The organism is Halomonas koreensis (assembly GCF_031451675.1).
GTDB lineage: Bacteria > Pseudomonadota > Gammaproteobacteria > Pseudomonadales > Halomonadaceae > Halomonas > Halomonas koreensis.
In genome coordinates, this window is sequence record NZ_JARWAK010000001.1 from 27,951 (window position 1) to 50,715 (window position 22,765).

15 protein-coding genes are annotated in these 22,765 nt (G+C 70.6%); 7 read left to right on the forward strand and 8 right to left on the reverse strand.

What is annotated here, in order from left to right; genetic code table 11:
• Positions 1-2 precede the first annotated feature (2 nt).
• The 4 genes from QC818_RS00140 to QC818_RS00155 form a co-directional block, all read right to left on the reverse strand.
• Positions 3-647, reverse strand: coding sequence for a CerR family C-terminal domain-containing protein (locus QC818_RS00140; protein ID WP_309650797.1), 645 nt, complete (start codon positions 645-647; stop codon positions 3-5).
• Positions 644-3,754: an efflux RND transporter permease subunit gene (locus QC818_RS00145; protein ID WP_309650798.1), complete on the reverse strand. Its 3,111-nt coding sequence runs from the start codon at positions 3,752-3,754 to the stop codon at positions 644-646. Before QC818_RS00145 ends, QC818_RS00140 begins: the two co-directional genes overlap by 4 nt.
• Positions 3,755-3,761: 7 nt before the next feature.
• A complete protein-coding gene (locus QC818_RS00150) occupies positions 3,762-4,877 on the reverse strand; it encodes an efflux RND transporter periplasmic adaptor subunit (protein WP_309650799.1) in 1,116 nt (371 codons plus the stop codon).
• 102 nt (positions 4,878-4,979) lie between these two features.
• A complete protein-coding gene (locus QC818_RS00155) occupies positions 4,980-5,852 on the reverse strand; it encodes a LysR substrate-binding domain-containing protein (protein ID WP_309650800.1) in 873 nt (290 codons plus the stop codon).
• 103 nt (positions 5,853-5,955) lie between these two features.
• Between QC818_RS00155 and QC818_RS00160 the strand changes: the two genes are divergently transcribed.
• From QC818_RS00160 to QC818_RS00175, 4 genes are all read left to right on the forward strand, one after another.
• On the forward strand, positions 5,956-6,840 hold the full coding sequence (locus tag QC818_RS00160; RefSeq protein ID WP_309650801.1) for a DMT family transporter: 885 nt from the start codon (positions 5,956-5,958) through the stop codon (positions 6,838-6,840).
• 125 nt (positions 6,841-6,965) lie between these two features.
• Positions 6,966-7,637 carry a hypothetical protein gene (locus tag QC818_RS00165; protein ID WP_309650802.1) on the forward strand — a complete coding sequence of 224 codons (672 nt, stop codon included), beginning with the start codon at positions 6,966-6,968 and terminating at the stop codon, positions 7,635-7,637.
• 219 nt (positions 7,638-7,856) lie between these two features.
• On the forward strand, positions 7,857-8,513 hold the full coding sequence (locus QC818_RS00170; protein WP_309650803.1) for a rhomboid family intramembrane serine protease: 657 nt from the start codon (positions 7,857-7,859) through the stop codon (positions 8,511-8,513).
• 197 nt (positions 8,514-8,710) lie between these two features.
• Positions 8,711-10,411 (forward strand): PilZ domain-containing protein, encoded by a 1,701-nt coding sequence (locus QC818_RS00175; RefSeq protein ID WP_309651182.1) that lies wholly within the window; start codon positions 8,711-8,713, stop codon positions 10,409-10,411.
• Between the two features lie 135 nt (positions 10,412-10,546).
• Here QC818_RS00175 and QC818_RS00180 read toward each other — a convergent pair whose 3' ends face one another.
• The 3 genes from QC818_RS00180 to QC818_RS00190 all read right to left on the reverse strand — a co-directional run bounded on the left by QC818_RS00180 (position 10,547) and on the right by QC818_RS00190 (position 16,680).
• Positions 10,547-12,238, reverse strand: coding sequence for a sensor domain-containing diguanylate cyclase (locus tag QC818_RS00180; protein ID WP_309650804.1), 1,692 nt, complete (start codon positions 12,236-12,238; stop codon positions 10,547-10,549).
• 154 nt (positions 12,239-12,392) lie between these two features.
• A complete protein-coding gene (locus QC818_RS00185; protein WP_309650805.1) occupies positions 12,393-13,640 on the reverse strand; it encodes a ribonucleotide-diphosphate reductase subunit beta in 1,248 nt (415 codons plus the stop codon).
• A 124-nt stretch (positions 13,641-13,764) separates the two neighbouring features.
• Complete coding sequence (locus QC818_RS00190; RefSeq protein WP_309650806.1) at positions 13,765-16,680, reverse strand: ribonucleoside-diphosphate reductase subunit alpha; 2,916 nt, start codon at positions 16,678-16,680, stop codon at positions 13,765-13,767.
• 342 nt (positions 16,681-17,022) lie between these two features.
• On the opposite strand from QC818_RS00190, the gene QC818_RS00195 reads away from it, so the two are divergent.
• Positions 17,023-17,736 carry a winged helix-turn-helix domain-containing protein gene (locus tag QC818_RS00195; RefSeq protein ID WP_309650807.1) on the forward strand — a complete coding sequence of 238 codons (714 nt, stop codon included), beginning with the start codon at positions 17,023-17,025 and terminating at the stop codon, positions 17,734-17,736.
• Positions 17,736-19,376: an ATP-binding protein gene (locus tag QC818_RS00200; RefSeq protein ID WP_309650808.1), complete on the forward strand. Its 1,641-nt coding sequence runs from the start codon at positions 17,736-17,738 to the stop codon at positions 19,374-19,376. Before QC818_RS00195 ends, QC818_RS00200 begins: the two co-directional genes overlap by 1 nt.
• A gap of 1 nt (position 19,377) precedes the next feature.
• Here the strand turns inward: QC818_RS00200 and QC818_RS00205 are convergent, their stop codons facing one another.
• Positions 19,378-20,292: a LysR family transcriptional regulator gene (locus QC818_RS00205; RefSeq protein ID WP_309650809.1), complete on the reverse strand. Its 915-nt coding sequence runs from the start codon at positions 20,290-20,292 to the stop codon at positions 19,378-19,380.
• 103 nt (positions 20,293-20,395) lie between these two features.
• On the opposite strand from QC818_RS00205, the gene metE reads away from it, so the two are divergent.
• Complete coding sequence (metE, locus tag QC818_RS00210) at positions 20,396-22,702, forward strand: 5-methyltetrahydropteroyltriglutamate--homocysteine S-methyltransferase (RefSeq protein WP_309650810.1); 2,307 nt, start codon at positions 20,396-20,398, stop codon at positions 22,700-22,702.
• Positions 22,703-22,765: the final 63 nt, after the last annotated feature.

The window sequence follows — 22,765 nt, forward strand, 5'->3', positions numbered from 1 at the left end:
CCTCAATCCTCCGGGGCGGCATAGAGCCGCAAATGGGCGTCGACCACCGCCTCGATGTCGGCCAGGGTGTCGGCGTCGAGGGCGGCGACCCCCAGCCGGCGCAGCAGGGGCTCACGGGCGATCAGGAAGAAGACGATCTGGCCGATCAGGGTGTGGGTCTCGAGGATCACCCGGCGATCGTCGGGATCGCGGCCGGTCACCCGGGCAATCAGGCCGCTCAGCGTTACCTGGACGACGCCGAAGGCCCGCGACTGGAGGATCTCGAAGGCCTCGCTGGGGCTGACCTGCTCGCGCATCACCAGCAGCAGCCACTGTCGGCAGTCGTCGTCCTCGGTGAAGGTGTGCACCATGCGCCGCACCATGGCCTGCAGCTCGGCCTGGGCGGCGTCGCGGTCCTCGGGGGGAGCCGCCGCCTCCTCGAGCGCCAGGCGTTCGCGCAGCTGGTCGGCGATGTAGGTCGCCGACGCCAGGTAGAGGCCGTGCTTGTTGGCGAAGTGGTAGGCGATGGAGCCGATGTTGGCCCCGGCCGTCTCGGCCAGCATGCGCGTGGTGGTGGCCTGGTAGCCGTACTCGCCGAACAGGCGGATGCCGGCCTGGATCAGGCGCTCGCGGGTCTCGGCGGCCGACGCTTGGCGGGGGGCGGTCATGACGCCTGTCCTCCGGTCGGTTCGCGGGTGTCGATGCCGAAGAAGTAGCTGTAGAGCACCGGTACCACGCCCAGGCTCATCAGGGTGCCGACGCCGAGGCCGAAGGCCATGGCGCCGGCCATGCCGTAGAACAGCGGGTCGCGGCCGACGATCAGCGGCAGGAAGCCGAGGATGGTGGTGATGGCCGACATCAGGATCGGCCGCAGCCGGCGTGCCGAGGCCCTGACCACCGCATCGCGGCCGGAGAGCCGCGGATCGCGACGCTCGATATCGATGCGGTCGATCAGCACGATGGCGTTGTTGATGATGATCCCGGCCAGGCTGTAGATCCCCAGCAGCACCATGAAGCCGAAGTTGGCGCGGGTGGCCAGTAGCCCCAGGGCCACCCCGACGATCACCAGCGGGATGGTGGCGACGATCACCAGCGGACGCTTGAAGGAATTGAACTGGGCCACCAGCAGCACGAAGATCAGCCCCAGGCACAGCGGCAGGTTGGCCTGCAGCGCCGCCTGGCCCTCCCGGGACTCCTTGATCACGCCGTCGAACTCGATCCAGTGGCCGGGCGGCAGCTCGGCCTCCAGCTCGCGCAGCGCCGGCGTGACCCGCGGCACCATGTCCTCGGCGGTGAGCCGCCGGTGGCGCCCCTCCACGGTGATGGTGCGCACCAGGTTCTCGCGGTCGATGCGGTAGTAGCCGCTGTCGAGGCGGATGTCCGCGACCTGGTTGAGCGGCACGCCCGCCCCCGGCGTGCCCAGCGGATAGACGGTGAGCGACTCGAGCCGGCCGAGGCTCTCGCGCTGTTCCTCGGCGTAGCGCATGACCACCGGGATGATGTCGTCGCCCTCCCGGTAGTGGCTCAGCCGGTAGCCGTCGATGGCGCCGGCGAGCGAGCGGGCGATGTCCTCGGAGGTGATGCCGGCGCCGCGGGCGCGCGCCTGGTCCACCTCGACGGTCAGCGAGGGGATGCGCGCCTCCCAGCTCTGGCGGATGTCGCGGGTCCCGTCGAGGTCGCGCAGCAGGCCCTCCACCCGCTCGGCGGCGGCGAACAGCACCTCCCGGTCCGGCCCCTTCACCTGGACCTGCAGCAGGGTGCTGTCCGAGGGGCCGAGGAACATCCGCGTGACCTGGGGCGAGAGGTCGGGCTGGTGACGGGCCAGGAACTCGCGGGTGGCGCGGATCACCGCGTCCACTCGCTCCCGGTCGGTCACCTTGAGCACCAGGAAGCCCTTGTTGGGGGACGGGTCGAGGGGCGTCAGCGAGAGCACGAAGCGCGGCCCCCCGAAGCCGGCGTAGGCCGCGACCCCGGAGACGTCCTCGGCCAGGGACGGCGCCTCGAGCAGCGCCTCGCTGAGCGCCTGGACGCGGCGATCGGTGGTGTTGGCGGCGATGTCCGAGGGGAAGTCGAGGGTCACCAGCACCTGGCTGCGGTCCGAGTCCGGGAAGAACTTCTGGGGCACCGCCTGCATCATCGCCACGCCTGCCACCAGGGCCAGCGCCATCAGGGCGAGGAAGAGCACGCGGTGGTGGAGGAGGCGGACCAGCAGCCGGGCGTAGCGCCGCGACACCCAGCCGAAGGCGCGATCGGAGAGGTTGGGGCCGCCGTCCGTCGGCCCCCCGTCGGCATCGCCCCCCCGGGGAGCCTTGAGGAAGCGGTAGCACAGCGCCGGCGTCACGGTCAGCGACAGGACCCAGGAGGTCAGCAGGGTGATGGCGATGACGATCGAGATCGAGCGGGTGTATTCCCCGGCGGCGTGCTCGGCGAGCATCAACGGCAGGAACACCAGGATGGTGGTCAGGGTCGAGGACAGCAGCGGCAGGGCCAGCTCGCCGCCGGTCTCGCGGAGCGCCCGGTCGCGGTCGAGGCCGGCCTCCAGGCGGGTCTTGAAGTCCTCGGCGACGACGATGGCGTTGTCCACCAGCAGGCCCAGGGCGATCACCAGGGTGGCTAGGCTGGCCCGCTGCAGGGTCACCTCCGCCAAGCCCATGATCGCGAGCGTGGCCAGCATCACCGTGGGAATGATCGAGCCCACGATCAGCCCGGTGCGCACGCCCAGGAAGAGGATCACCACGCCCAGCACGATGGCCAGGGTCTGGACGACGCTGGCGGTGACCCCGTAGACGGCGTTGGCCACCTGCTCGGGCTGGAAGGTCATGATGTTCAGCCGGTAGCCCGCCGGCAGGGTGGTGCGCAGGGCCTCGAGGCGGTCCTTCACGGCATGGCCGAAGTCCAGGACGCTGTTGCCCTCGAGCATGGAGACGGCGAAGACGATCGCCGGCTCGCCGTTGTAGTAGGCGGTCTTGTCCGCCGGGTCCTGGTAGTCGCGACGGATCTCGCCCAGATCGCGCAGCCGCAGGGTGCCGCCGTCGGGCAGCCGCAGTTCGGTGTCGCCCAGCGCCTCTAGGCTCGCGAACTCGCCGCTGACCTCCAGCGCCAGGCGCTGATCGCCGGCCTCCAGCACGCCCCCCGGCGGGAAGATGTTGCGGCTCTGGATCTGGCCGGCCAGGTCGCCCGGGGTCAGCCCCAGCTCGGCGAGGCGCGCCTCGGCGATGTCGACGAACACCCGCTGCTCCTGGAGGCCCAGCAGCTCGACCTTCTTGGTGCCGGGCACGCCGTAGAGGGCGGCGCGCACGTGCTCGGCGATCTCCTGCTGCTCGGCCTGGGGAAAGTCCTCGGCGGTGAGCGCGGCGGTGACCACCGCCACGTCGCCGAAGTCGTCGTTGACCACCGGCGCCTGGGTCCCCTCCGGCAGCCGCGGGCGGGCGGCCTCGACCCGTTGGCGCATCTCGTCCCAGATCTGGTCGAGGTCGAAGTAGCGATCCTGGATCTCGACGTGGAGGATCGAGCGGCCGCGCAGGGAGGTGGAGCGGATGCGCTCCACCTCGCCGAGGGTGCGGATGCTCTCCTCCAGCGGCTTGCTGATGTTCTCCTCGACCTGGGTGGCCGGCAATCCCGGATAGGCGGTGGTGACCACCGCCTCGCGGATGGTGATCGACGGATCCTCCCGGGCGGGCAGGGTGAAATAGCTGTAGAGGCCGAACAGCATGGCCAGCAGGGTGGCCAGGTAGACGACGGGCCGGCGGCGATGGGCGAGCTGGGTCAGGTTCATGGCGGCCTCAGTTGTAGCGTTCCGGGCCTTCGCCGAGCAGGGCGACCCGCTGCCCGGCGCTGACGAACTCGGCGCCCCGGGCGACGATGCGCTCCCCCGGGGCCAGCGCGCCGTGCACCCGGGCCAGGCCGTCGTCGAGGCTGACCACCTCGACCGCGACCCGCTCCAGGCGTCGGTCGTCGCCGATGCGCAGCACATGGGCCGCGCCCTCGCCGTCGTGGACCAGGGCGGTGAGCGGCACCGGCAGGGCGGCGTCGCCGTCCGGGGCGGCCAGCGACAGGGCGACCCGGGCGGTCATCCCCGAGCGGATGCCTTCGGGCGGGGCGTCCAGGGCCAGGATCACCGGGTAGTTGTTGGAGGAGCGCGGCTGGGTGCCCAGGTGACGCAGGGTGGCGGGGGTGCCGGCGCCGCCCAGGGCGGGCAGGATCACCCGGTGGCGGGCGCCCTCCTCCAGGGCGCCGACCAGTGTCTCGGGCACGCTGGTCTCCACCTCGAAGCCTTCCCGGTCGGAGATCACCTCGAGCACCGGCTGGCCGGCGCCGACCCGCTCGGACGGCTCGACCCGGCGTCGGCTGACCGAGCCGTCGAAGGGGGCCGCCAGGGTGGTCAGGCGCAGGTCGCGCTCGGCCAGCGCCTGGGCGGCGCGGGTCCGGGCCAGGCGCGACTCGGCGGTGTCCAGGGCCGCCCGGGCGGCGTCCAGCCGGGTGTCGCTGACGTAGCCCTTTTCGGCCAGGCTGGCCTGGCGGCGGTAGTCCTGGCGCTTCTCGCGCAGCACCGCCTCGGCCTCGCGCCGCTCGGCGCGCCGCTGGTCCGCCACCAGGCGATAGCGGTCCTCGACCAGGGTCGCCAGGGGCTGGCCGGCGCTGAAGCCGTCGCCCACGTCCAGCGGCAGGCGCCGGATCTCGCCGGGGATCTCGAAGCTCAGGGCGGTGCGCTCGGCGGCCTTGACGCGGCCCGAGAGCCGGGTCGGCGCCATGCCGTTGTCGCCCCGGATGACGTGGCTGTCGACCACGGTGGGCGGCGCCTCCGGCGGCTCGGCCTCCGGGGAGCAACCGCTAAGCGGCAGGACCATCAGGCCGATCGCCAGCAGCGCGGCGATCGAGGGGCGGCGGGTGGGCAGCATCGGGGCGTCCTCGGCGGCCGGTGAGGGGCTCCCGTCCTGGGAGCCCGGGGGATGCCGGCAGTGTATTAATCAACTGATTAAATCGCAACGCCGCCGCCGTCCTCAATCGAGGGCCGCGTCGGGAGCGAGCTGCTCGCGGATCAGCTCGTAGAGTCGGGCGGCCGGCGCCGTGGGACGACGCGGCGCCCGGTGCAGGGCCAGCTCGATGCTGGGCAGCGGCGGCAGGCCGCTGCTCTCGTCGAGGGCGCGCAGCTCGTCGGTCAGCATGTTGCGGGTGACCACCACCACCGCCAGTCCGGCGGTGACCAGCGGCGCCAGCCCGGCCATCGACTGGCTGGAGTAGGCCGGCCGCCAGTCGCGCCCCGCGGCCTGCAGGGCACGCTCGGCGACCTCGCGAAAGACGTCGGCGCCGGGGGAGTAGAGCGCCAGGGGCAGCGGGTCCTGCAGCGAGGGCTGCTGATGGAGGCCCACCGCCCAGACCAGGGGTTCCCGGCGCACCACCTCGCCGCCGGGGGAGTGCCGCTGGCGGGTCGCCAGGGCCAGGTCCAGCTCGTCTTCCCGCACCCGGCGGACCAGGTCGTCGCTGGTGCCGCAGTGCACCTGCAGGCGCACCGCCGGGTAGAGCTGGTGGAAGTAGGAGAACACCGAGGGCAGCAGCGAGGCATAGTCCTCGGGGATGCCCAGGCTCAGGTCGCCGGTGACCTGGCGCTCCTGCATGTCGCCCCAGGCTTCGTCGTTGAGGGTCAGCAGGCGCCGGGCGTGGCCCAGCAGCCGCTCCCCCTCGGGGGTGAAGCGCAGGCGCCGCCCTTGCCGCTCGTGCAGCGTCACCCCCAGCGAGGCCTCCAGCCGGTGGAGCTGCATGCTGACCGTGGACTGGGTGTAGGCGAGGCGCTGGGCGGCGTCGGTGACGGTGCCGGTGTCGGCGATGGTCACCAGGGTGCGCAGCAGGTTGAGGTCGAAGGTTCTGGGTCTCATGCATCACCAAAGTTGATGTTTTCTATCATGAGAGATCGTTTTTGTGATGATTCTGGACCGGATAGCCTGCCCCTGTCATTCATCGGACAGGGAGGAAGGCGAGATGCGGTTACCCAGCATGGGATCGGGACAGGTGATGGTCGCCGGCGTGGCGCCGGCCCTGCTGGCGGTGGTGCTGTGGAGCCTGGCGCCGCTGCTGGTGGACATGGCGAGAAGCATCCCGCCGCTGCGCCTCACCGCCCTGGCGCTGCTGGCCGGCGCCCTGGGTGCCCTGCCGACCAGTGCCCGGCGCGCCGTCCGCCGCGTGCCGCTGTCCTGGCGCTGGCGCCTCGGGCTGTTCGGCGTCATGCCGTTGCTGGTGCTGGGGGCGGTGGGCGCCTACCTGGGCGGCCTCGGCCTGGCGCCCACCGCCGAGGCGGCGCTGGTGACCTACACCTGGCCGGTGATGTTCGTGGTGCTCAGCCAGTGGACGCTGCGCGGCCGGGTGCCCGGCTCGGTGCTGGGCGGCGCGGTGGTGGCCTTCTCGGGCGCCGCGCTGCTGCTGGCGCCGCAGGCGGGCGCCGGCGGGCTGGCCGCGCACCTGCCGGGCTACCTGCTGGCGCTGCTGTCGGGCAGCTGCTGGGCGCTCTACTCCTGGCTCTGCCAGCGGGCGCCGATCGCCCTGGCGCCGTTGATGCCGCGGCTGTTCCTGGTGGCCAGCGTGGCGGCGGCGGCGGTCAGCCTGGTCGTCGAGGGGCGGGCGACGATGCCGGACTGGTCCCCGTTGCTCGCCGGCCTGGCCCTGGGGGCCGGCCCCTACGGGCTGGCCATGGTGGCCTGGGACCGGGCGCTGCGCGTCGGCCACAGCGGCCTGGTGGGCAGCCTGGCCTACGCCGTGCCGGTGCTCGCGGCCATTTTCCTGGTGGTCGGCGGCGCGGCGGCCCTCGACTGGCGCCTGCCCGTGGCGGCGGCGCTGGTGGTCGCCGGCTGCGCCCGGGCGAGCCGCTGACCCCGGGGCGGTCGCCGCGGGACGACGGTCCGTGCAACCACCATGGAAGCCCTGCCCTTCGTCACGAGGGCAGGGCTCGGGCATGAGAGGATGGCCGCGCCCTTCCTTCCTGCCGGGAGTCCGCCATGTCGCCACGCCGCCTGTTCACCCTCGCCCTCGCCATTCTCGCCGTCTCCGGCGTGCTGGTGACGGCCGCCGGGATCTATCGCTTCAACTTCACCGACGACGATCTCTATTACCGCACCGCGGACGGGGAGGTGGTGCCGCTGGGCGAGTGGCAAGCCCGCCAGGCGGCCGGGGAGGATGTCCTGCGGCGGCTGTTCTCGATCGAGGGCGGGGGGCCCCTGGCCCTGAGGCTGCCGGAGCGAGATCAGGCCGTGCCCCTGACCCGCTTCGAGCCTGAGGGCGAGTTCACCCGGGCGGTGGGCGACTATGCCCATGGCCCGGAACGGGGCCGGGTCGCGATGGACGTGACCCGGCTGCGCGCCCTCGACCTGCAGCGTGACGGCCGGCTGTACCTGGTGGTGCCGTTCAGCGTCAGTAACCAGGGCAGCGGGGTCTTCCATTACCTGGCGCTGCTGGCGCACGACACCGACCGCCAGGCCGTGACCCATCTGGATAGCCTGTTCCTCGGCGACCGCGGGAGCCTCGAGGCCCTGGAGTCCGATCCTGATGGGCGCGGCATCACCCTGTCCTGGCGTCCCCGGGCGGTGGAGCCGGGAGCTCCCGCCGCCGTCGAGACCCGCCGAGTGGAGGTCGCGACCGATCCGATGGGGCTGGTCGACGCCACACCCTGAGCGGCCGTCAGCTCTACAGCGCAACCCCGGGGGGGGATGCGGCTCGTGTTTCCGGCCAGAGCCACCAGGCCGTCAGCAGGGCCCTGGCCAGGCCCAGCCACAGGAAGATCCCTCCGCCAGCCGGGCCAGAGCTCGACGCCTCGTCAAGGCGTGGCGGGCTTGCCCGGGCCGGGGACGGCGTCCACATTGTGAGGGCGCAGCGGCGGATGGAGGCGAGGCATGCATGGCGAGCGACGCGAACTCGGGCCGCCGAGGGGGATGTCGGTGGTCTCGCTGCTGCTGCTGGTCAACGGCCTGGGCTTCCTGGCCGAGCTGGTCGCGCCGGGACCGATGTTCCGCCACCTGGCGCTGTGGCCGCTGGTCGAGGCGCCGGCCGCCCTGGCGTTGCCCCCGGGCATGCCGGTGGGCGAGTTCCGCTCCTGGCAGCTGCTGAGCTATGCCTTCCTCCACGGCAGCCTCTTCCACCTGTTCATCAACATGTTCGTGCTGTGGATGTTCGGCAGCCCCCTGGAGCGGGACTGGGGCAGCCAGCGCTTCGCCGTCTACTACCTGCTGTGCGTGCTGGGGGCGGGCGCCGCCCAGCTGGCGGTGGTCTCGCTCGGCACCTACGCGCCCACCGTGGGGGCCTCCGGCGGGGTCTATGCGCTGCTGCTGGCCTTCGGCATGCGCTATCCGAACCAGTACATCCTGCTGCTGATCCCGCCGATTCCCATGAAGGCCAAGTATTTCGTGATCGTCATCGGCCTGGTGGAGCTATGGTCCGGCATCGCCGGCACCCGCCAGGGCGTGGCGCACTTCGCCCACCTGGCGGGCATGCTGGCGGGGCTTGGCCTGCTGCTGGGGCGGCGACGGGGGCCGCCGCCCGCGAGACGCTAGCCGAGCCGCCTGCGCCATGGCCGTTGACGCGATCGTATCGGGCGCTTGGTTGGGCACAATTTTCTAATATTGCATATCCTGCACTCATTATGTGTCCTGTCGCTCGCCTCCTCGGAGCCGCCCGAGGCGACCGTTGGCCGATCCGCTAAGAGGGTGCTAAAGCCATGGCCATCGTTTCCCGTACGAGCAACCCCTTGATGCAGGTCTTGCAGTCCCTGCTCAAGCACGAGCACGAGCTGTCGCTGTTCTCCGCGGCCCTGCCCGGCCCGCTGTCCGTCGAGTGTCTCGAGATCGACCTGAACGCGGCGCGCCTGACCCTGGAGGTCGATGCCGGAGGTCGGGATATCGAGCCCTACCTGGTCGACAGGCCCCTGACCCTCGATATCGAAGCCCGGCGACCGGGAGATGCCGCCGGCCATGACGTCCACAGCATCGACCAGCTGAGGGCCCGCGTCCTCAAGGTCGATTCCCAGACCTACCGGCTGGACTGTCAGCTCCCCGAGTCCGTGTTCATGAAGGAGAGCCGCGGGGCCGTGCGTATCCCCTTCGTGCTCGGCATGCGCGTCAGGGTCGAGGTGGAGGTCTACCGACACGAGCTCAGCGTGCCCGGCCTGCTGCGCAACCTGTCGGTCGGCGGGTGCATGGTGGACATCGATATCGCGGACAGCATCGCCCTGTCGGTGGGCCAGGTGGTGCCGGGCGTCACCCTGTCGTTCCCCAACGGGGAAAGCTTCCATGCCGAGGGACGCATCGCCCACCTGCGCCCCTTCGGCAAGCATGGGCATGCCGCCGTGGGGATCCAGTTCTTGAACCTGGAGCGCCCGCGCGCCGAACTGTTGTTCCATTTCGTGGCCGAGACGGAGCGGGAGGCCGTGTATCGCTGCGGCCTCAACGACAAGGTGGCCACGCATTCGCCCCTGTTCATCCCCGGGGCCAAGGAGAAGCGACTAGTGCAGCACGAGGAGCAGGAACGCAGGAAGCGGACCCGGCAGTCCCCCTTGCTGCGCGGGGTGCTGGAGATCGCCCATCAGGTACAGCTGGTCCTGATGTACATGAAGAACCAGCATCGCTTTCCCGAGGAGATGCTCTACGACAGCGCCGACGCCCTGCTCTTCATGCTGGGCCAGGACCGCAAGGCGTTCCTTTATGCGCTGGTCTTCCTGCGTGACGAGCCGGGCTGGGTGCGGCATGCCATCCAGGTGGCGGGGCAACTGGCCGACCTGATGCTGTTGCGCGATCCCCATGCCCCCCAGGTGCGCGAGGCGGTCGTGGGGGCCCTGCTGCATACCATGGGGAAGCCCCTGCTGATCGGCGAGGCGCTGCCGACTCTCAAGTCGCACATGAAGCCCCAGCAGAAAGCGCTCCTCAAGACGCATGTCGACACCCTGCTGGCACGGCTCGAGGCCCTGGGCTGGGAGCCGAGCCCCAGCTGTCGGGATGTGCTGGAGAACGCCAACGAGCGCCTCGATGGCGGCGGCTATCCGGCCGGCAAGCGCGAGGCCGAGCTTTCCGAGCTGGTGCGGCTGGTGTCGGTGGTCAAGGTGATCAACAAGCTCACCCATGAGCGTAACGGCATTCCGCCGCGGCCCCCCCTGGATGCCTATCGGTGGGTGAACGACCGTCCCGAGACCTACGACAAGACCGTGCTGGTGGAGTACATCCAGCACTATGGCCTCTACCCGATCGGCAGCCTGGCCAAGTTCTCCGGCGGCTTCCTGGCCTGGATCATGGACGTGGACGCCAAGGGCATGCCCTGCAAGGTCGACGTGATCAAGAACCTGGCGTTTCCCCACACCCATATCGACAGCGAACTGACCACCGGCGACTTCGGCCAGATCGGCAAGCTCGAGGGCGTCGTCGACCCGGCGGACTACGATATCCCGCCGGTCCAGCACTAAGCCGAAGAGCGCGGCGCCGGCCTCAGTGCGCCGACGAGGCCGCCCAGAGGTTCACGCCGCCCTCCACCGCGTAGCGATCTTCCGCGGGGCGGTAGGACATGAGGGCGCTCCTGTCTCGTGGGGTGGCGGTGCGCGTCAGGCGGCGGGCCCGGCGAGGTGCGTCCGGTCCCGGCCGGCGCGCTTGGCGGCATAGAGCGCGGTATCCGCGCGACGAAAGAGCTCGCCGAAGGCCTCGCCCGGCCGATGCTCGCCGAGGCCGGCGCTGACGGTCACGGCGATGGCCTGATCGTCGGCCACCGGCACGCGGCCCTGCCGGACATGGGCGCGAACGCGCTCGACCACTTCCCGGGCCTGCTGCGCCCGGGCCTCCGGCATCACGATCACGAATTCCTCGCCGCCGGTGCGAGCGACGAGATCGCCGTCGCGCAGGCACTGCGCCAGGCGCTCGCCCAGCCAGACCAGCACGCGGTCACCGACGTCGTGGCCGTGGGTGTCGTTGATGGCCTTGAAGTGGTCGACATCCAGCACCGCCAGCGAGAAGGGCGGCGCGCCCTCGGCGCGCGCCCCCAGCAGCCGCTGGAAGTGGCGATCCAGTCCGGCGCGGTTGGGCAGGCCGGTGAGCGGGTCGGTCATCGCCCGGTCGGCCATGCGGTCGCGCTCGTCGCGCATGCGCTCGATCTCGACCTCGTGGGCGATGACCCGCTCCACCGCGCTGGCGATCAGGCGCAGCAGCTCCTCCTCGATCTCGCTGAACGCCCTTGGCCGCGGCCGGGGGCTGGAGAAGTTGAGGGTGCCCCAGACCCGCCCCTCCAGGCGCAGGGGAATGCCGATATAGCTCTCCAGGCCGAACTGCCGGTAGCAGGGATGGCCGTTGACGCGCGGATCCTCGCCCGCCCGGACGGTATGGAAGACATCCGCCTCGTCGAGCATCAGCCGACAGTAGGTGTCGCCCAGCGCGAAGGTGGTGCCCGGCGCGATCTCGGCGTCCCGGGAGGCGGCCCACCAGACGGTGTAGCGCTCGCCCTCGATGCGGCTGACCAGGCCGATGTCCAGCGAGAGGTAGGTCAGGGCATCCTCCAGCAGCCGGCCGATGATCTCCCGGGGACCCACGTCGGTGCGGTTGACGCCGGTATGCACGTCGCGCAGCAGCTGGATCATGGCCCCGTATTCGGAGATGTCCTGGATGATGGCGTAGAAGCCCGCGACCTCGCCGTCCAGGTAGTCGGGGATGTAGTGGACCTTGAAGAAGCGCGTCCGGCCGTCCGCCAGCGTCAGCCGGTCCTCGTAGGTCACTTCCTCGCCCGCCAGGGCGCGGCGGAAGCGCGGCGCCACCTTGGCGTAGGAGGCCTCGTCGAGCACCGAGGCCACCGGCCGGCCGTAGAGGGCGTCGCGCTCGAGGCCGACGAAGTCCAGGTAGGCCTGGTTGTTGAGCCGGAAGCGGCCCTCGGGATCGACGTAGGCGACCATCATCGGCAGCCGGTCCAGCAGGCGGCGGGTGACGTCGCCGTCCGCGGGGCGATCGGCGCGCAGCCGGATCGCGAAGCGACCGTCGGACAGCGGGTAGACCCGGCAGGCGTCGGTCTCGAAGGTGCGGGGCTGTTGTGGCCGGGGCTCCCCGAGGGCCAGCCGCTCGGCCAGCGAGGCGCCCAGGCGGATGCCGGGGTCGTCGAGGGTCGCCAGGCGCCGCCCGATCAGGGCCTCCCGGGAAAGGCCGAGGCGCGCGCGGGTGTTGCCGATGGCATCCAGGATCCGGCCGTCGGCCGACACGTGCAGATAGACGGCGCGGGCGAACGCCAGGACCTCCTCGGTCCATGCGGGCGGGGACATGCGGTGGCTCACCTCCTGTGACTGATGCTGGCCGGGTTACGCTGCCGCAAGCCGGGGAAGATGTCCATCCCGCCGCCCCGGCAACGAGAATGGCCAGTGCCCGGGGGCACTGGCCATCGCGTGGTGCGCTGGTCGATGGTTCTCGCCGGGGCGATCAGTCCCAGCTCAGCGCGCCGCCCACCTGGTACTCGGTGACGCGGGTCTCGAAGAAGTTCTTCTCCTTGCGCAGGTCGATGATCTCGCTCATCCACGGGAAGGGGTTCTCGGCGCCCGGGAACTGCTCCTTGAGGCCGATCTGTGCCAGGCGGCGGTTGCAGATGAAGTGCAGGTACTCCTCCATGATCGCCGCGTTCATGCCCAGCACGCCGCGGGGCATGGTGTCCCGGGCGTAGGCGATCTCCAGCTCGGTGCCCTCGAGGATCATCTGGGTGACCTCGTCCTGGAACTCCGGCGTCCACAGGTGCGGGTTCTCGATCTTGATCTGGTTGATCATGTCGACGCCGAAGTTCAGGTGCATGGACTCGTCGCGCAGGATGTACTGGAACTGCTCGGCGACGCCGGTCATCTTGTTGCGCCGGCCCATGGACAGGATCTGGCTGAAGCCGCAGTAGAAGAAGATGCCCTCGGTCACGCAGTAGAAGGCGATCAGGTTGCGCAGCAGCTCCTGGTCGGTCTCCGGGGTGCCGGTGTGGAAGTCCGGGCGGGCCAGCGACTGGGTGTGCTTGAGGCTCCAGGCGGACTTGGCGGCCACCGAGGGCACCTCGCGGTACATGTTGAAGACCTCGCCCTCGTCCATGCCCAGCGACTCCACGCAGTACTGGTAGGCGTGGGTGTGGATCGCCTCCTCGAAGGCCTGGCGCAGCAGGTACTGGCGGCACTCGGGGTTGGTGATCAGGCGATACACGGCCAGCACCAGGTTGTTGGCGACCAGCGAGTCGGCGGTGGAGAAGTAGCCCAGGCTGCGCTCGACGATGCGGCGCTCGTCCTCGGTGAGGCCATCGTCGCTCTTCCACAGCGCGATGTCCGCGTTCATGTTGATTTCCTGGGGCATCCAGTGGTTGGCGCTGCCGTCCAGGTACTTCTGCCAGGCCCACTCGTACTTGAAGGGCACCAGCTGGTTGAGGTCGGCGCGGGCGTTGATCATGCGCTTCTGGTCGACCTCGATGCGCGCCGCGCCCATCTCCAGCTCTTCCAGGCCGGCGGCCACGTCCAGCTCTTCCAGCGACTGCTTGGCGCGGGCCACGCGGTCCTGGTCGGCGGCGGCGTACTGGCCGGCGCTCTCGCGGACCGCCTCGGCGGGGGCCTCGGGCTGGGGCGCGGCGGCGGGCTGCGGGGCGGGCGCCGGCTGGGGCGCCTCGGCGACCGCGGTATCGTCTTCGTGGAACTCGTTCCAATCGATCATGTTCTTCCTCGTTCCTCGGAGGTGGAAGGGATAAGAAGGAAGCGCCCTGCGGGCGGAAGAGGGGGCCGTGGGCCTTCCCCCTTCATCGGCGCGTAGCGCCGTCTTCCCTCTTCCTTCTTGGTTGTTACTGGCAGGCCTCGCAGCCCAGCTCGTCGATCTCGCCCGCCGAGGGCGCCTGCGAGCCGCTGCCGCTCTTGCCCTGCAGGAAGTCGTCGATGCCCTTGGGCTCCGGCTTGGCTTCCGGGGCGGGAGCCGGGCTCGGCGCCGGGGCCGCGCCCGGCGAGGCGTTGCTCACCGCGTTGAGGTTGCCGCGGTCCACGGTGGACTTCTCCACCGAGGTGGCGCCCAGGGCGCGCAGGTAGTAGGTGGTCTTGAGGCCGCGGAACCACGCCATGCGATAGGTCACGTCCAGCTTCTTGCCGGAGACGCCCTGGATGTAGAGGTTCAGTGACTGGGCCTGGTCGATCCACTTCTGGCGGCGGGCGGCGGCCTCGACCAGCCACTTCGGCTCCACCTCGAAGGCGGTGGCGTACTTGGCCTTGAGGTCGTCCGGGATGCGGTCGATGGGCTGCACGGAGCCGTCGTAGTACTTGAGGTCGTTGATCATCACCTCGTCCCACAGGCCGCGCGCCTTGAGGTCGTTGACCATGTAGGAGTTGACCACGGTGAACTCGCCCGACAGGTTCGACTTGACGAACAGGTTCTGGTAGGTCGGCTCGATCGACTGCGAGACGCCGCAGATGTTGGAGATGGTCGCGGTCGGGGCGATGGCCATGACGTTGGAGTTGCGCATGCCCTGGCTGGCGATCTTCTCGCGGATGCGGTCCCAGTCCTGGGTCGCGGAGGTGTCGACCTCGATGTACTGCTCGCCGCGCTCGGCCTTCAGCTTGTCGATGGAGTCGATGGGCAGCACGCCCTGGCTCCACAGCGAGCCCTCGAAGCTCTCGTAGCGGCCGCGCTCGGCGGCCAGGTCGGCGGAGGCCTCGATGGCGTGGTAGCTGACCAGCTCCATGGAGGTGTCGGCGAAGCTCACGGCCTCGTCGCTGGCGTAGGCGATGTCCTGGGCGTAGAGGGCGTCCTGGAAGCCCATGATGCCCAGGCCCACCGGGCGGTGCTTGAAGTTGGAGCGCTCCGCCTGGGGCACCGCGTAGTAGTTGATGTCGATGACGTTGTCGAGCATGCGCACCGCGGTGCGCACCGTCTTCTTCAGCTTGTCGCCGTCGAAGGCGCCGTCCACCACGTGCTGGGCCAGGTTGATGGAGCCCAGGTTGCACACCGCGATCTCGTCGGGGCTGGTGTTCAGGGTGATCTCGGTGCACAGGTTGGAGCTGTGGACCACGCCGGCGTGCTGCTGCGGGCTGCGCAGGTTGCACGGATCCTTGAAGGTGATCCACGGATGGCCGGTCTCGAACAGCATCGACAGCATCTTGCGCCACAGGTCCTTGGCCTTGACCCGCTTGAACAGCTTGAGCTGGCCGTTGCGCGTCATCTCCTCGTACTCCTGGTAGCGCTTCTCGAAGGCGGCGCCGTACAGGTCATGGAGGTCCGGGCAGGTGGCCGGCGAGAACAGGGTCCACTCCTGGTCGTCGAAGACCCGCTTCATGAACAGGTCCGGCACCCAGTTGGCGGTGTTCATGTCGTGGGTGCGGCGGCGGTCGTCGCCGGTGTTCTTGCGCAGCTCGAGGAACTCCTCGATGTCGAGGTGCCAGCTCTCCAGGTAGGCGCAGACGGCGCCCTTGCGCTTGCCGCCCTGGTTGACGGCCACCGCGGTGTCGTTGACCACCTTGAGGAAGGGCACCACGCCCTGGGACTTGCCGTTGGTGCCCTTGATGTAGGAGCCCAGCGCGCGCACCGGGGTCCAGTCGTTGCCCAGGCCGCCGGCCCACTTGGAGAGCAGGGCGTTGTCGCGGATGGCGCTGTAGATGCTGTCCAGGTCGTCCGGCACGGTGGTCAGGTAGCAGCTGGAGAGCTGGCTGCGCACCGTGCCCGCGTTGAACAGGGTCGGGGTCGAGGCCATGTAGTCGAAGCTGGAGAGCAGCTCGTAGAACTCGATGGCCCGCGCCTCGCGGTCGTCCTCGTCCAGGGCCAGGCCCATGGCGACGCGCATGAACATCACCTGGGGCAGCTCGTAGCGCACCTCGTCGCGGTGGATGAAGTAGCGGTCGTAGAGGGTCTGCAGGCCCAGGTAGGTGAACTGGGCGTCGCGGGTGTGATCCAGGGCGTCGCCCAGGCGCGCCAGGTCGAACTCGGCCAGCCGCGGGTCGAGCTGCTCGAACTCGATGCCCTTCTCGATGTAGGCCTGGAAGGCCGGCTTGTAGTAGTCGGCCATCTCCTGGTAGGTGGCCTCGTCGGCGATGCCCAGGAAGGACAGCGCCTCGCGGCGCAGGTTGTCCTGCAGCAGCCGCGCGGTGACGTAGGTGTAGTTGGGGTCCTTCTCGACCAGGGTGCGGGCGGTCATCATCAGCGCCTGGGAGACGCCGTCGACGCTCACCCCGTCGTAGAGGTTCTTCAGCGAGTCCTCGACGATCTTGTCGGCCTCGACGTTGGCCAGGTTCTCGCAGGCGTCGCGCACCAGGGTCTCGACGCGGCCCAGGTCCAGCGGGCGGGTGCTGCCGTCCGGCGCGGTGACGTTGAGCGTCGGGTGCGGCTTGGCGATGTCGGCCTCGGCGCTGGCCTCGGCCCGGGCGCGGGCATGCTCCTCGCGGTAGAGCACGTAGGCGCGCGCCACCTTCTGCTCGCCGGCGCGCATCAGGGCCAGCTCGACCTGGTCCTGGATGTCCTCGATGTGCAGGGTGCCGCCATCGGGCATGCGGCGCAGGAAGGCCTCCTCGATGCTCTGCGAGGCGCGCTGGACGAAGTCGCGGACCCGGGAGGAGGCGGCGGCGTTGTCGCCCTCGACGGCGATGAAGGCCTTGCTCAGGGCCACGGCGATCTTGTCGGCATCGAAGGGCACGACATCGCCGGTGCGCTTGATGACACGCAGGGTCTGCGGTGCGGTGACGGAGACGGACGGACGGTCCGGGGCAGCGGTGGTATCCATGGCGCCGGGGTTCCCTACCTTGTCGGTTGAAGAAGGCCGCCGAGGGCGACGGTTGACAGGAATCGGCAGGGTTGCTAGTGCCACATGATGTGGTGCCCCCGCCTGAGTCGAGCACAAGATAGTGTGCTTTTGGCCGGTCATCAAGTGGATAACTTGTGGATGGGCTGTGGCCTTCCGGGGGGCGTTTCGCGGCCTCGTCGCCAACCCGCACGGTTGGGCCTCCGGGGGGCCATCGCGATGCACGCGTTTGAGCGAAGGGGGCCGTTGTCGGGTATTCTTAAGCCGATGGCGGTCGTTGCCGCCGCCATGCTACCTGAACCTTGCCGAGGACGATAACGCCGCATGGATGACAGCCTGGAGACCCACGAGCCGGATCATGTCCTGATCATCGAGGACGATGAGCGCCTGGCCGAGCTGACCCGCGACTACCTCGAGGCCAACGGCTTCCGGGTGACGCTGGAGGCCGACGGCGGGCGGGGCGCCGCGCGCATCCTCGACCTGCAGCCCGACCTGGTGATCCTGGACCTGATGCTGCCCGGGGAGGACGGCCTGTCGATCTGCCGGCGGGTGCGCTCGGAGTATCCCGGCCCGATCCTGATGCTCACCGCCCGCACCGACGACATGGACCAGGTGCTGGGGCTGGAGATGGGCGCCGACGACTACGTGGCCAAGCCCGTGCAGCCGCGGGTGCTGCTGGCCCGCATGCGCGCCCTGCTGCGGCGGCGCGAGTCCGGCGGCGCCGGCGAGGAGCCCCGGCTGACCTTCGGCGACCTGGAGATCGACAACGCCACCCGCGAGGCCTTCCTGGCCGGCGAGCGCATCGACCTGACCAGCGCCGAGTTCGATCTGCTGTGGCTGCTGGCCAGCCATGCCGGCCGGGTGCTGACCCGCGAGGAGATCTTCTCCCAGCTGCGCGGCATCCGCTACGACGGTCAGGATCGCTCCATCGACGTGCGCGTCTCGCGCATTCGTCCCAAGATCGGCGACGACCCCAATCAGCCGCAGCGGATCAAGACGGTGCGCAGCAAGGGGTACCTGTTCGTCAAGGACGGCTGATGGCGCGCTCCCGCCTGCTGCCCCGCGCCCTGGCCGACAGCACCTTCCTGCGGGTCTACGTGCTGTTGGCCCTGGCGCTGGTGATGATCTTCGCCCTGGCCCTGCTGGCCATCACCCTGGTCGACAAGGTGCGCCGGCAGCACTACCAGGAGCAGCTGGCCGAGGCGCCGATGACGCTGCTCACCGCCCAGCTCGAGGCGATGGCGCCGCTGGAGCGCATCCCCTGGATGCAGCGCCAGGGCGCGGCCCTGGGCATGGAGCTGTCGCTGCATGCCATGGCCGACTATCCGTTGGGCTACTTCGAGCGGGCGCGGCTCGAGGCCGGGCAGACCCTGGTCCGCCGGACCGAGGGGCTGCACTGGCGGCTCTACCGCCGCCTGCCGGGCGAGCCGCGGCTGCTGCGTGCCGAATTGACGGGCCTGGGCGAGCACCAGCTGGTGGCGCTGGCGAGCCTGCTGGGCGAGTGGCTGCGGGCGGTGCCCCCCGAGCGCCGCGCGGCGCGGCTCGAGCGGCTGCGCAGCCCGGTGATCCAGCTGCGGCTCGGCGACACGCCGCCGGAGGGGCTGGATCCCCAGCGATTCGCCTCGATGAACGACACCGAGGTGGTGGTGCGGCTGCTGCCCCAGCGCTGGGCCATGTCGCTCTACCTGCGCCTGCCGGGGGCGGCCGGCGAGCGCCAGTGGCTGGAGGTCGGCCCGCTGCGCGCCTTCGAGCCGCTGCCGGTCTCCTTGCTGCTGCTGGTGCTGGTGCTGCTGCTGGTCATGCTGGCGGTGATCATCTACCTGATCGTGCGCGGGGTGGAGGCGCGCATGGTGCGCCTCGAACTGGCCGCCACGCGAATCGCCGCCGGGCGGCTGGACACCCGGGTCAAGGTCGAGGGCAATGACTTCCTGAGCCGGCTGGGCATGGCGCTCAACGGCATGGCCGCCCAGGTGCAGTCGCTGCTGCGCGGCCAGCAGGACATGATGCGCGCTGTGTCCCACGAGCTGCGCACCCCGGTGGCGCGGATCCGCTTCGCGGTGCAGATGGTCGAGGACATGACCGACGATCCCCGGGTGCGTCGCCAGCTCGAGGGCGTCGACGCCGACATCACCGAGCTCGACGACCTGGTCGACGAGATCCTCACCTACGCGCGGCTGGGCAGCGACCAGTCCCAGGGCGCCGGCCTGGAGACCGCCCTGGTGGAATGCCGGGCCATGGCCGAGCGGGTCATCGAGGGGCTGCAGCCGCTGCATGCGCACCTGGACATCGCCCTGGCGCCCGGGGCGGAGGTGGAGGCCACCGCCGAGCCGCGCTACCTGCAGCGGGCGGTGCAGAACCTGGTGGCCAATGCCTGCCGGCACGCCGAGTCCCGGGTGCGGGTCCGCGTCCACGACGAGCCACGGCTGCTGCGCATCGATGTCGAGGACGACGGGCCCGGCGTGCCGGCCGCCCAGCGCGGCGAGATCTTCAAGCCCTTCGCCCGCCTGGACGACAGCCGGGCGCGGCGCTCCGGCGGCTATGGCCTGGGGCTGTCGATCGTGCAGAAGGTCATGGCCTGGCACGGCGGCAGCGTCATGGTCGACGCCAGCCCGGCGCTGGGCGGGGCCCGCTTCACCCTGCTGCTGCCGCAGCGCTCCGGCGAGCCGGACGCGGCCTGACTCAGGCCGGCTTGATGCCCTCCAGCACGGCGAAGGAGGTCTCCCGGGCGGTGCGCAGGAAGTCCTGCATCCAGGGCGCCTCCCGGGTCTCCTCGCGGATCGCCGCGAACAGCGTGCTCCATACCCCGTCCTCGCCCAGCGGTACCGCCTTGACGTAATCCCGCTCCAGGTACTCGGTCAGCGCCCAGTTGGGCAGGGCGCAGACGCCGCGGCCGCTGGCCACCAGCTGCATCATCATCACGGTCAGCTCGGCGGTGCGCACCTCCCGGGGCGCCACCCCCGCCGGGTCGAGGAACTGGGTGAAGACGTCCAGCCGGGCGCGCTCCACCGGGTAGGTGATCAGGGTCTCCCGGGCCAGGTCGGTCGGCGTGACGTGGGCGCGACCGGCGAGGGGGTGCTGGCGGGCCACCGCGAGCAGGCCCTCGTAGCGGAACAGCGGTTCGTAGTGCACGCCGGTGAGTGGCTGGGGGTCGGCGGTGATCACCAGGTCGAGCTGTTCCCGGGCCAGGGCCGGCAGGGCGTCGAAGTGCAGGCCGCCGGGGATGTCGATCTCCACCTCCGGCCAGTGGTCACGGAAGTGGTCGACGGTGGGCATCAGCCACTGGAAGCAGCTGTGGCACTCGATGGCCATATGCAGCCGGCCCTGCTCGCTGCCGGCCAGCCGGGCCAGGTCGCGCTCGGCCATGCGCACCTGGGGCAGCACCTGCTCGGCCAGGGTCAGCAGCCGGCGGCCGGCCCGGGTGAACTCCACCGGGCGGGTCTTGCGCAGGAACAGCGGGCTGCCCAGCCGCTCCTCCAGGTCCTTGATCTGGTGGGAGAGGGCGGACTGGGTCAGGTGTACCCGTTCGGCGGCTTCCACCAGGGAGCCGGCGTCGCGCAGGGCGACCAGGGTGCGGAGATGGCGGAGTTCGAGCATGATCCTGAGCGCTGTTCATGTTGAGGATTAGAAAGCTTAGTTTGATTCAGTCATGGTGGCCAGCCAGACTCCGTAGCATCATTCAAGTAAACGGGGTTATACCATGACATTCACTCATGTTCTGGGCTATCCGCGCATCGGCGCGGACCGCGAGCTCAAGAAGGCCACCGAGGCCTACTGGAAGGGCGATATCGACCGCGAGGCCCTGGAGGCCGAGGGGCGCGCGCTGCGCCGCCGCCACTGGGCGGATCAGCGCGATGCCGGGCTGGATGTGGTCACCGTGGGCGACTTCGCCTTCTACGATCAGGTGCTCAACGTCTCCCTGCTGCTCGGCGCGGTGCCGGCGCGCTTCGGCGCCGAGGACGAGCTCGCCCGCGGCGAGGTGGACCTGGACACCGCCTTCCGCATGGCCCGCGGCCGCGCGCCCAGCGGCGAGCCCGCCGCGGCCTGCGAGATGACCAAGTACTTCGATACCAACTATCACTACCTGGTCCCCGAACTTCACCCGGAGCAGCGCTTCCGGCTGGCCAGCTCGCGGCTGTTCGACGAGGTCGCCGAGGCCAGGGCCGAGGGGCACGCGGTCAAGGTGGCGTTGACCGGGCCGCTGACCTGGCTGTGGCTGGGCAAGGGGCGCGGCGAGCATGCCGAGGCCTTCGACCGCCTGGCGCTGCTCGACGGGGTGCTCGAGGTCTACGGCCAGGTGCTGGCGCGGCTCGCCGAACAGGGCGTGGAGTGGGTGCAGCTCGACGAGCCGGCCCTGGCCCAGGACCTGCCGGCGGCCTGGCGGCAGGCCTACGAGCGGGCCTATCACCGCCTGCAGGCGGCGCCGGTGAAGCTGCTGCTGGCGACCTACTTCGGCGGCCTGGGCGACAACCTCTCACTGGCCGTCGACCTGCCGGTGGATGCCCTGCACCTGGACGCGGTGCGCGACCCCGACCAGGTCGAGCGGGTGGTCGACCGGCTGCTGCCCCACAAGGCGCTGTCGCTGGGCGTGATCGACGGGCGCAACGTCTGGCGCGCCGACCTGGCCGCGCTGCATGACCGCCTGGCCCCGCTGGCGGCGCGCCTCGGCGAGCGGCTGTGGCTGGCGCCGAGCTGCTCGCTGCTGCACGTGCCGGTGGACCTGGCCGCCGAGACCGAACTCGACGCCGAACTCAGGAGCTGGCTGGCCTTCGCCCGCCAGAAGCTCGACGAGACGGTGCTGCTGGGCCGTGCCCTGGACGCCCGGCTGTCCGCCGAGGACGAGGCGCGCCTGGCCGAGGCCGCCGCGGCCCTGGCCGCTCGGCGCGCCTCGCCGCGCATCCATCGCCCGGCGGTGGCCGAGCGGCTGGCCGCGGTGACCGCCGCCGACAGCGAGCGGGCCAGCCCCTACGGCGAGCGGGCCCGGGTCCAGCGCTGCCGTCTCGCGCTGCCGCTGTTCCCCACCACCACCATCGGCTCCTTCCCGCAGACCGCCGAGATCCGCGCCGCCCGCCGGGCGCACCGCCACGGCGAGCTGGCCGATGCCGACTACCAGGCGCGCATGGAGGCCGAGATCGCCGAGGCGGTGCGCCGCCAGGAGGCCCTGGGGCTGGACATGCTGGTCCACGGCGAGGCCGAGCGCAACGACATGGTCGAGTACTTCGGCGAGCGGCTCGACGGCTTCGCCTTCACCCGCTTCGGCTGGGTGCAGAGCTACGGGTCGCGCTGCGTCAAGCCGCCGATCCTGTTCGGTGACGTGGCCCGCCCGGCGGCGATGACGGTGCGCTGGAGCGAGCATGCCCAGTCGCTCACCGACAAGCCGATGAAGGGCATGCTCACCGGGCCGGTGACCATCCTGCAGTGGTCCTTCGTGCGCGACGACCAGCCCCGTGCCGCCACCTGCCGGCAGATCGCCCTGGCGCTGCGCGACGAGGTGGCCGACCTGGAGGCCGCCGGCATCCAGGCCATCCAGATCGACGAGCCGGCGTTGCGCGAGGGGCTGCCGCTGCGCCGGGCCGAGTGGCAGGGCTATCTCGACTGGGCGGTGGACTGCTTCCGGCTCAGCGCCGCGGTGGTCGACGATGCCACCCAGATCCACACCCACATGTGCTATTCGGAGTTCAACGACATCATCGGCGCCATCGCCGCCCTGGATGCCGACGTCATCACCATCGAGACCTCGCGCTCCGACATGGAGCTGCTCGACGCCTTCCGCGACTTCGCCTATCCCAACGAGATCGGCCCCGGCGTCTACGATATCCACTCGCCCAATATCCCGGCGGTGGACTGGATGGTGACGCTGATGGACAAGGCCGCCGAGCGCATCCCGGTGGAGCGGCTCTGGGTCAACCCGGACTGCGGCCTCAAGACCCGCGGCTGGGCCGAGGTGGAGCCGGCGCTGGCCAACATGGTCGAGGCGGCGCGGGTGCTGCGCCGGCGCCACGGCTGAGGCCCGCCGGGCCACGCAGATCGTCGCCGGGCGGCGCCAAGTCGCCCGGCGGCTGGTATCCTG

Coding starts and splice junctions, on each gene's coding strand:
- QC818_RS00140 (WP_309650797.1), bottom strand. CDS start 647: ATGACCGCCCCCCGCCAAGCGTCGGCCGCCGAGACCCGCGAGCGCCTG.
- QC818_RS00145 (WP_309650798.1), bottom strand. CDS start 3,754: ATGAACCTGACCCAGCTCGCCCATCGCCGCCGGCCCGTCGTCTACCTG.
- QC818_RS00150 (WP_309650799.1), bottom strand. CDS start 4,877: ATGCTGCCCACCCGCCGCCCCTCGATCGCCGCGCTGCTGGCGATCGGC.
- QC818_RS00155 (WP_309650800.1), bottom strand. CDS start 5,852: ATGAGACCCAGAACCTTCGACCTCAACCTGCTGCGCACCCTGGTGACC.
- QC818_RS00160 (WP_309650801.1), top strand. CDS start 5,956: ATGCGGTTACCCAGCATGGGATCGGGACAGGTGATGGTCGCCGGCGTG.
- QC818_RS00165 (WP_309650802.1), top strand. CDS start 6,966: ATGTCGCCACGCCGCCTGTTCACCCTCGCCCTCGCCATTCTCGCCGTC.
- QC818_RS00170 (WP_309650803.1), top strand. CDS start 7,857: ATGCATGGCGAGCGACGCGAACTCGGGCCGCCGAGGGGGATGTCGGTG.
- QC818_RS00175 (WP_309651182.1), top strand. CDS start 8,711: ATGCAGGTCTTGCAGTCCCTGCTCAAGCACGAGCACGAGCTGTCGCTG.
- QC818_RS00180 (WP_309650804.1), bottom strand. CDS start 12,238: ATGTCCCCGCCCGCATGGACCGAGGAGGTCCTGGCGTTCGCCCGCGCC.
- QC818_RS00185 (WP_309650805.1), bottom strand. CDS start 13,640: ATGATCGATTGGAACGAGTTCCACGAAGACGATACCGCGGTCGCCGAG.
- QC818_RS00190 (WP_309650806.1), bottom strand. CDS start 16,680: ATGGATACCACCGCTGCCCCGGACCGTCCGTCCGTCTCCGTCACCGCA.
- QC818_RS00195 (WP_309650807.1), top strand. CDS start 17,023: ATGGATGACAGCCTGGAGACCCACGAGCCGGATCATGTCCTGATCATC.
- QC818_RS00200 (WP_309650808.1), top strand. CDS start 17,736: ATGGCGCGCTCCCGCCTGCTGCCCCGCGCCCTGGCCGACAGCACCTTC.
- QC818_RS00205 (WP_309650809.1), bottom strand. CDS start 20,292: ATGCTCGAACTCCGCCATCTCCGCACCCTGGTCGCCCTGCGCGACGCC.
- metE (WP_309650810.1), top strand. CDS start 20,396: ATGACATTCACTCATGTTCTGGGCTATCCGCGCATCGGCGCGGACCGC.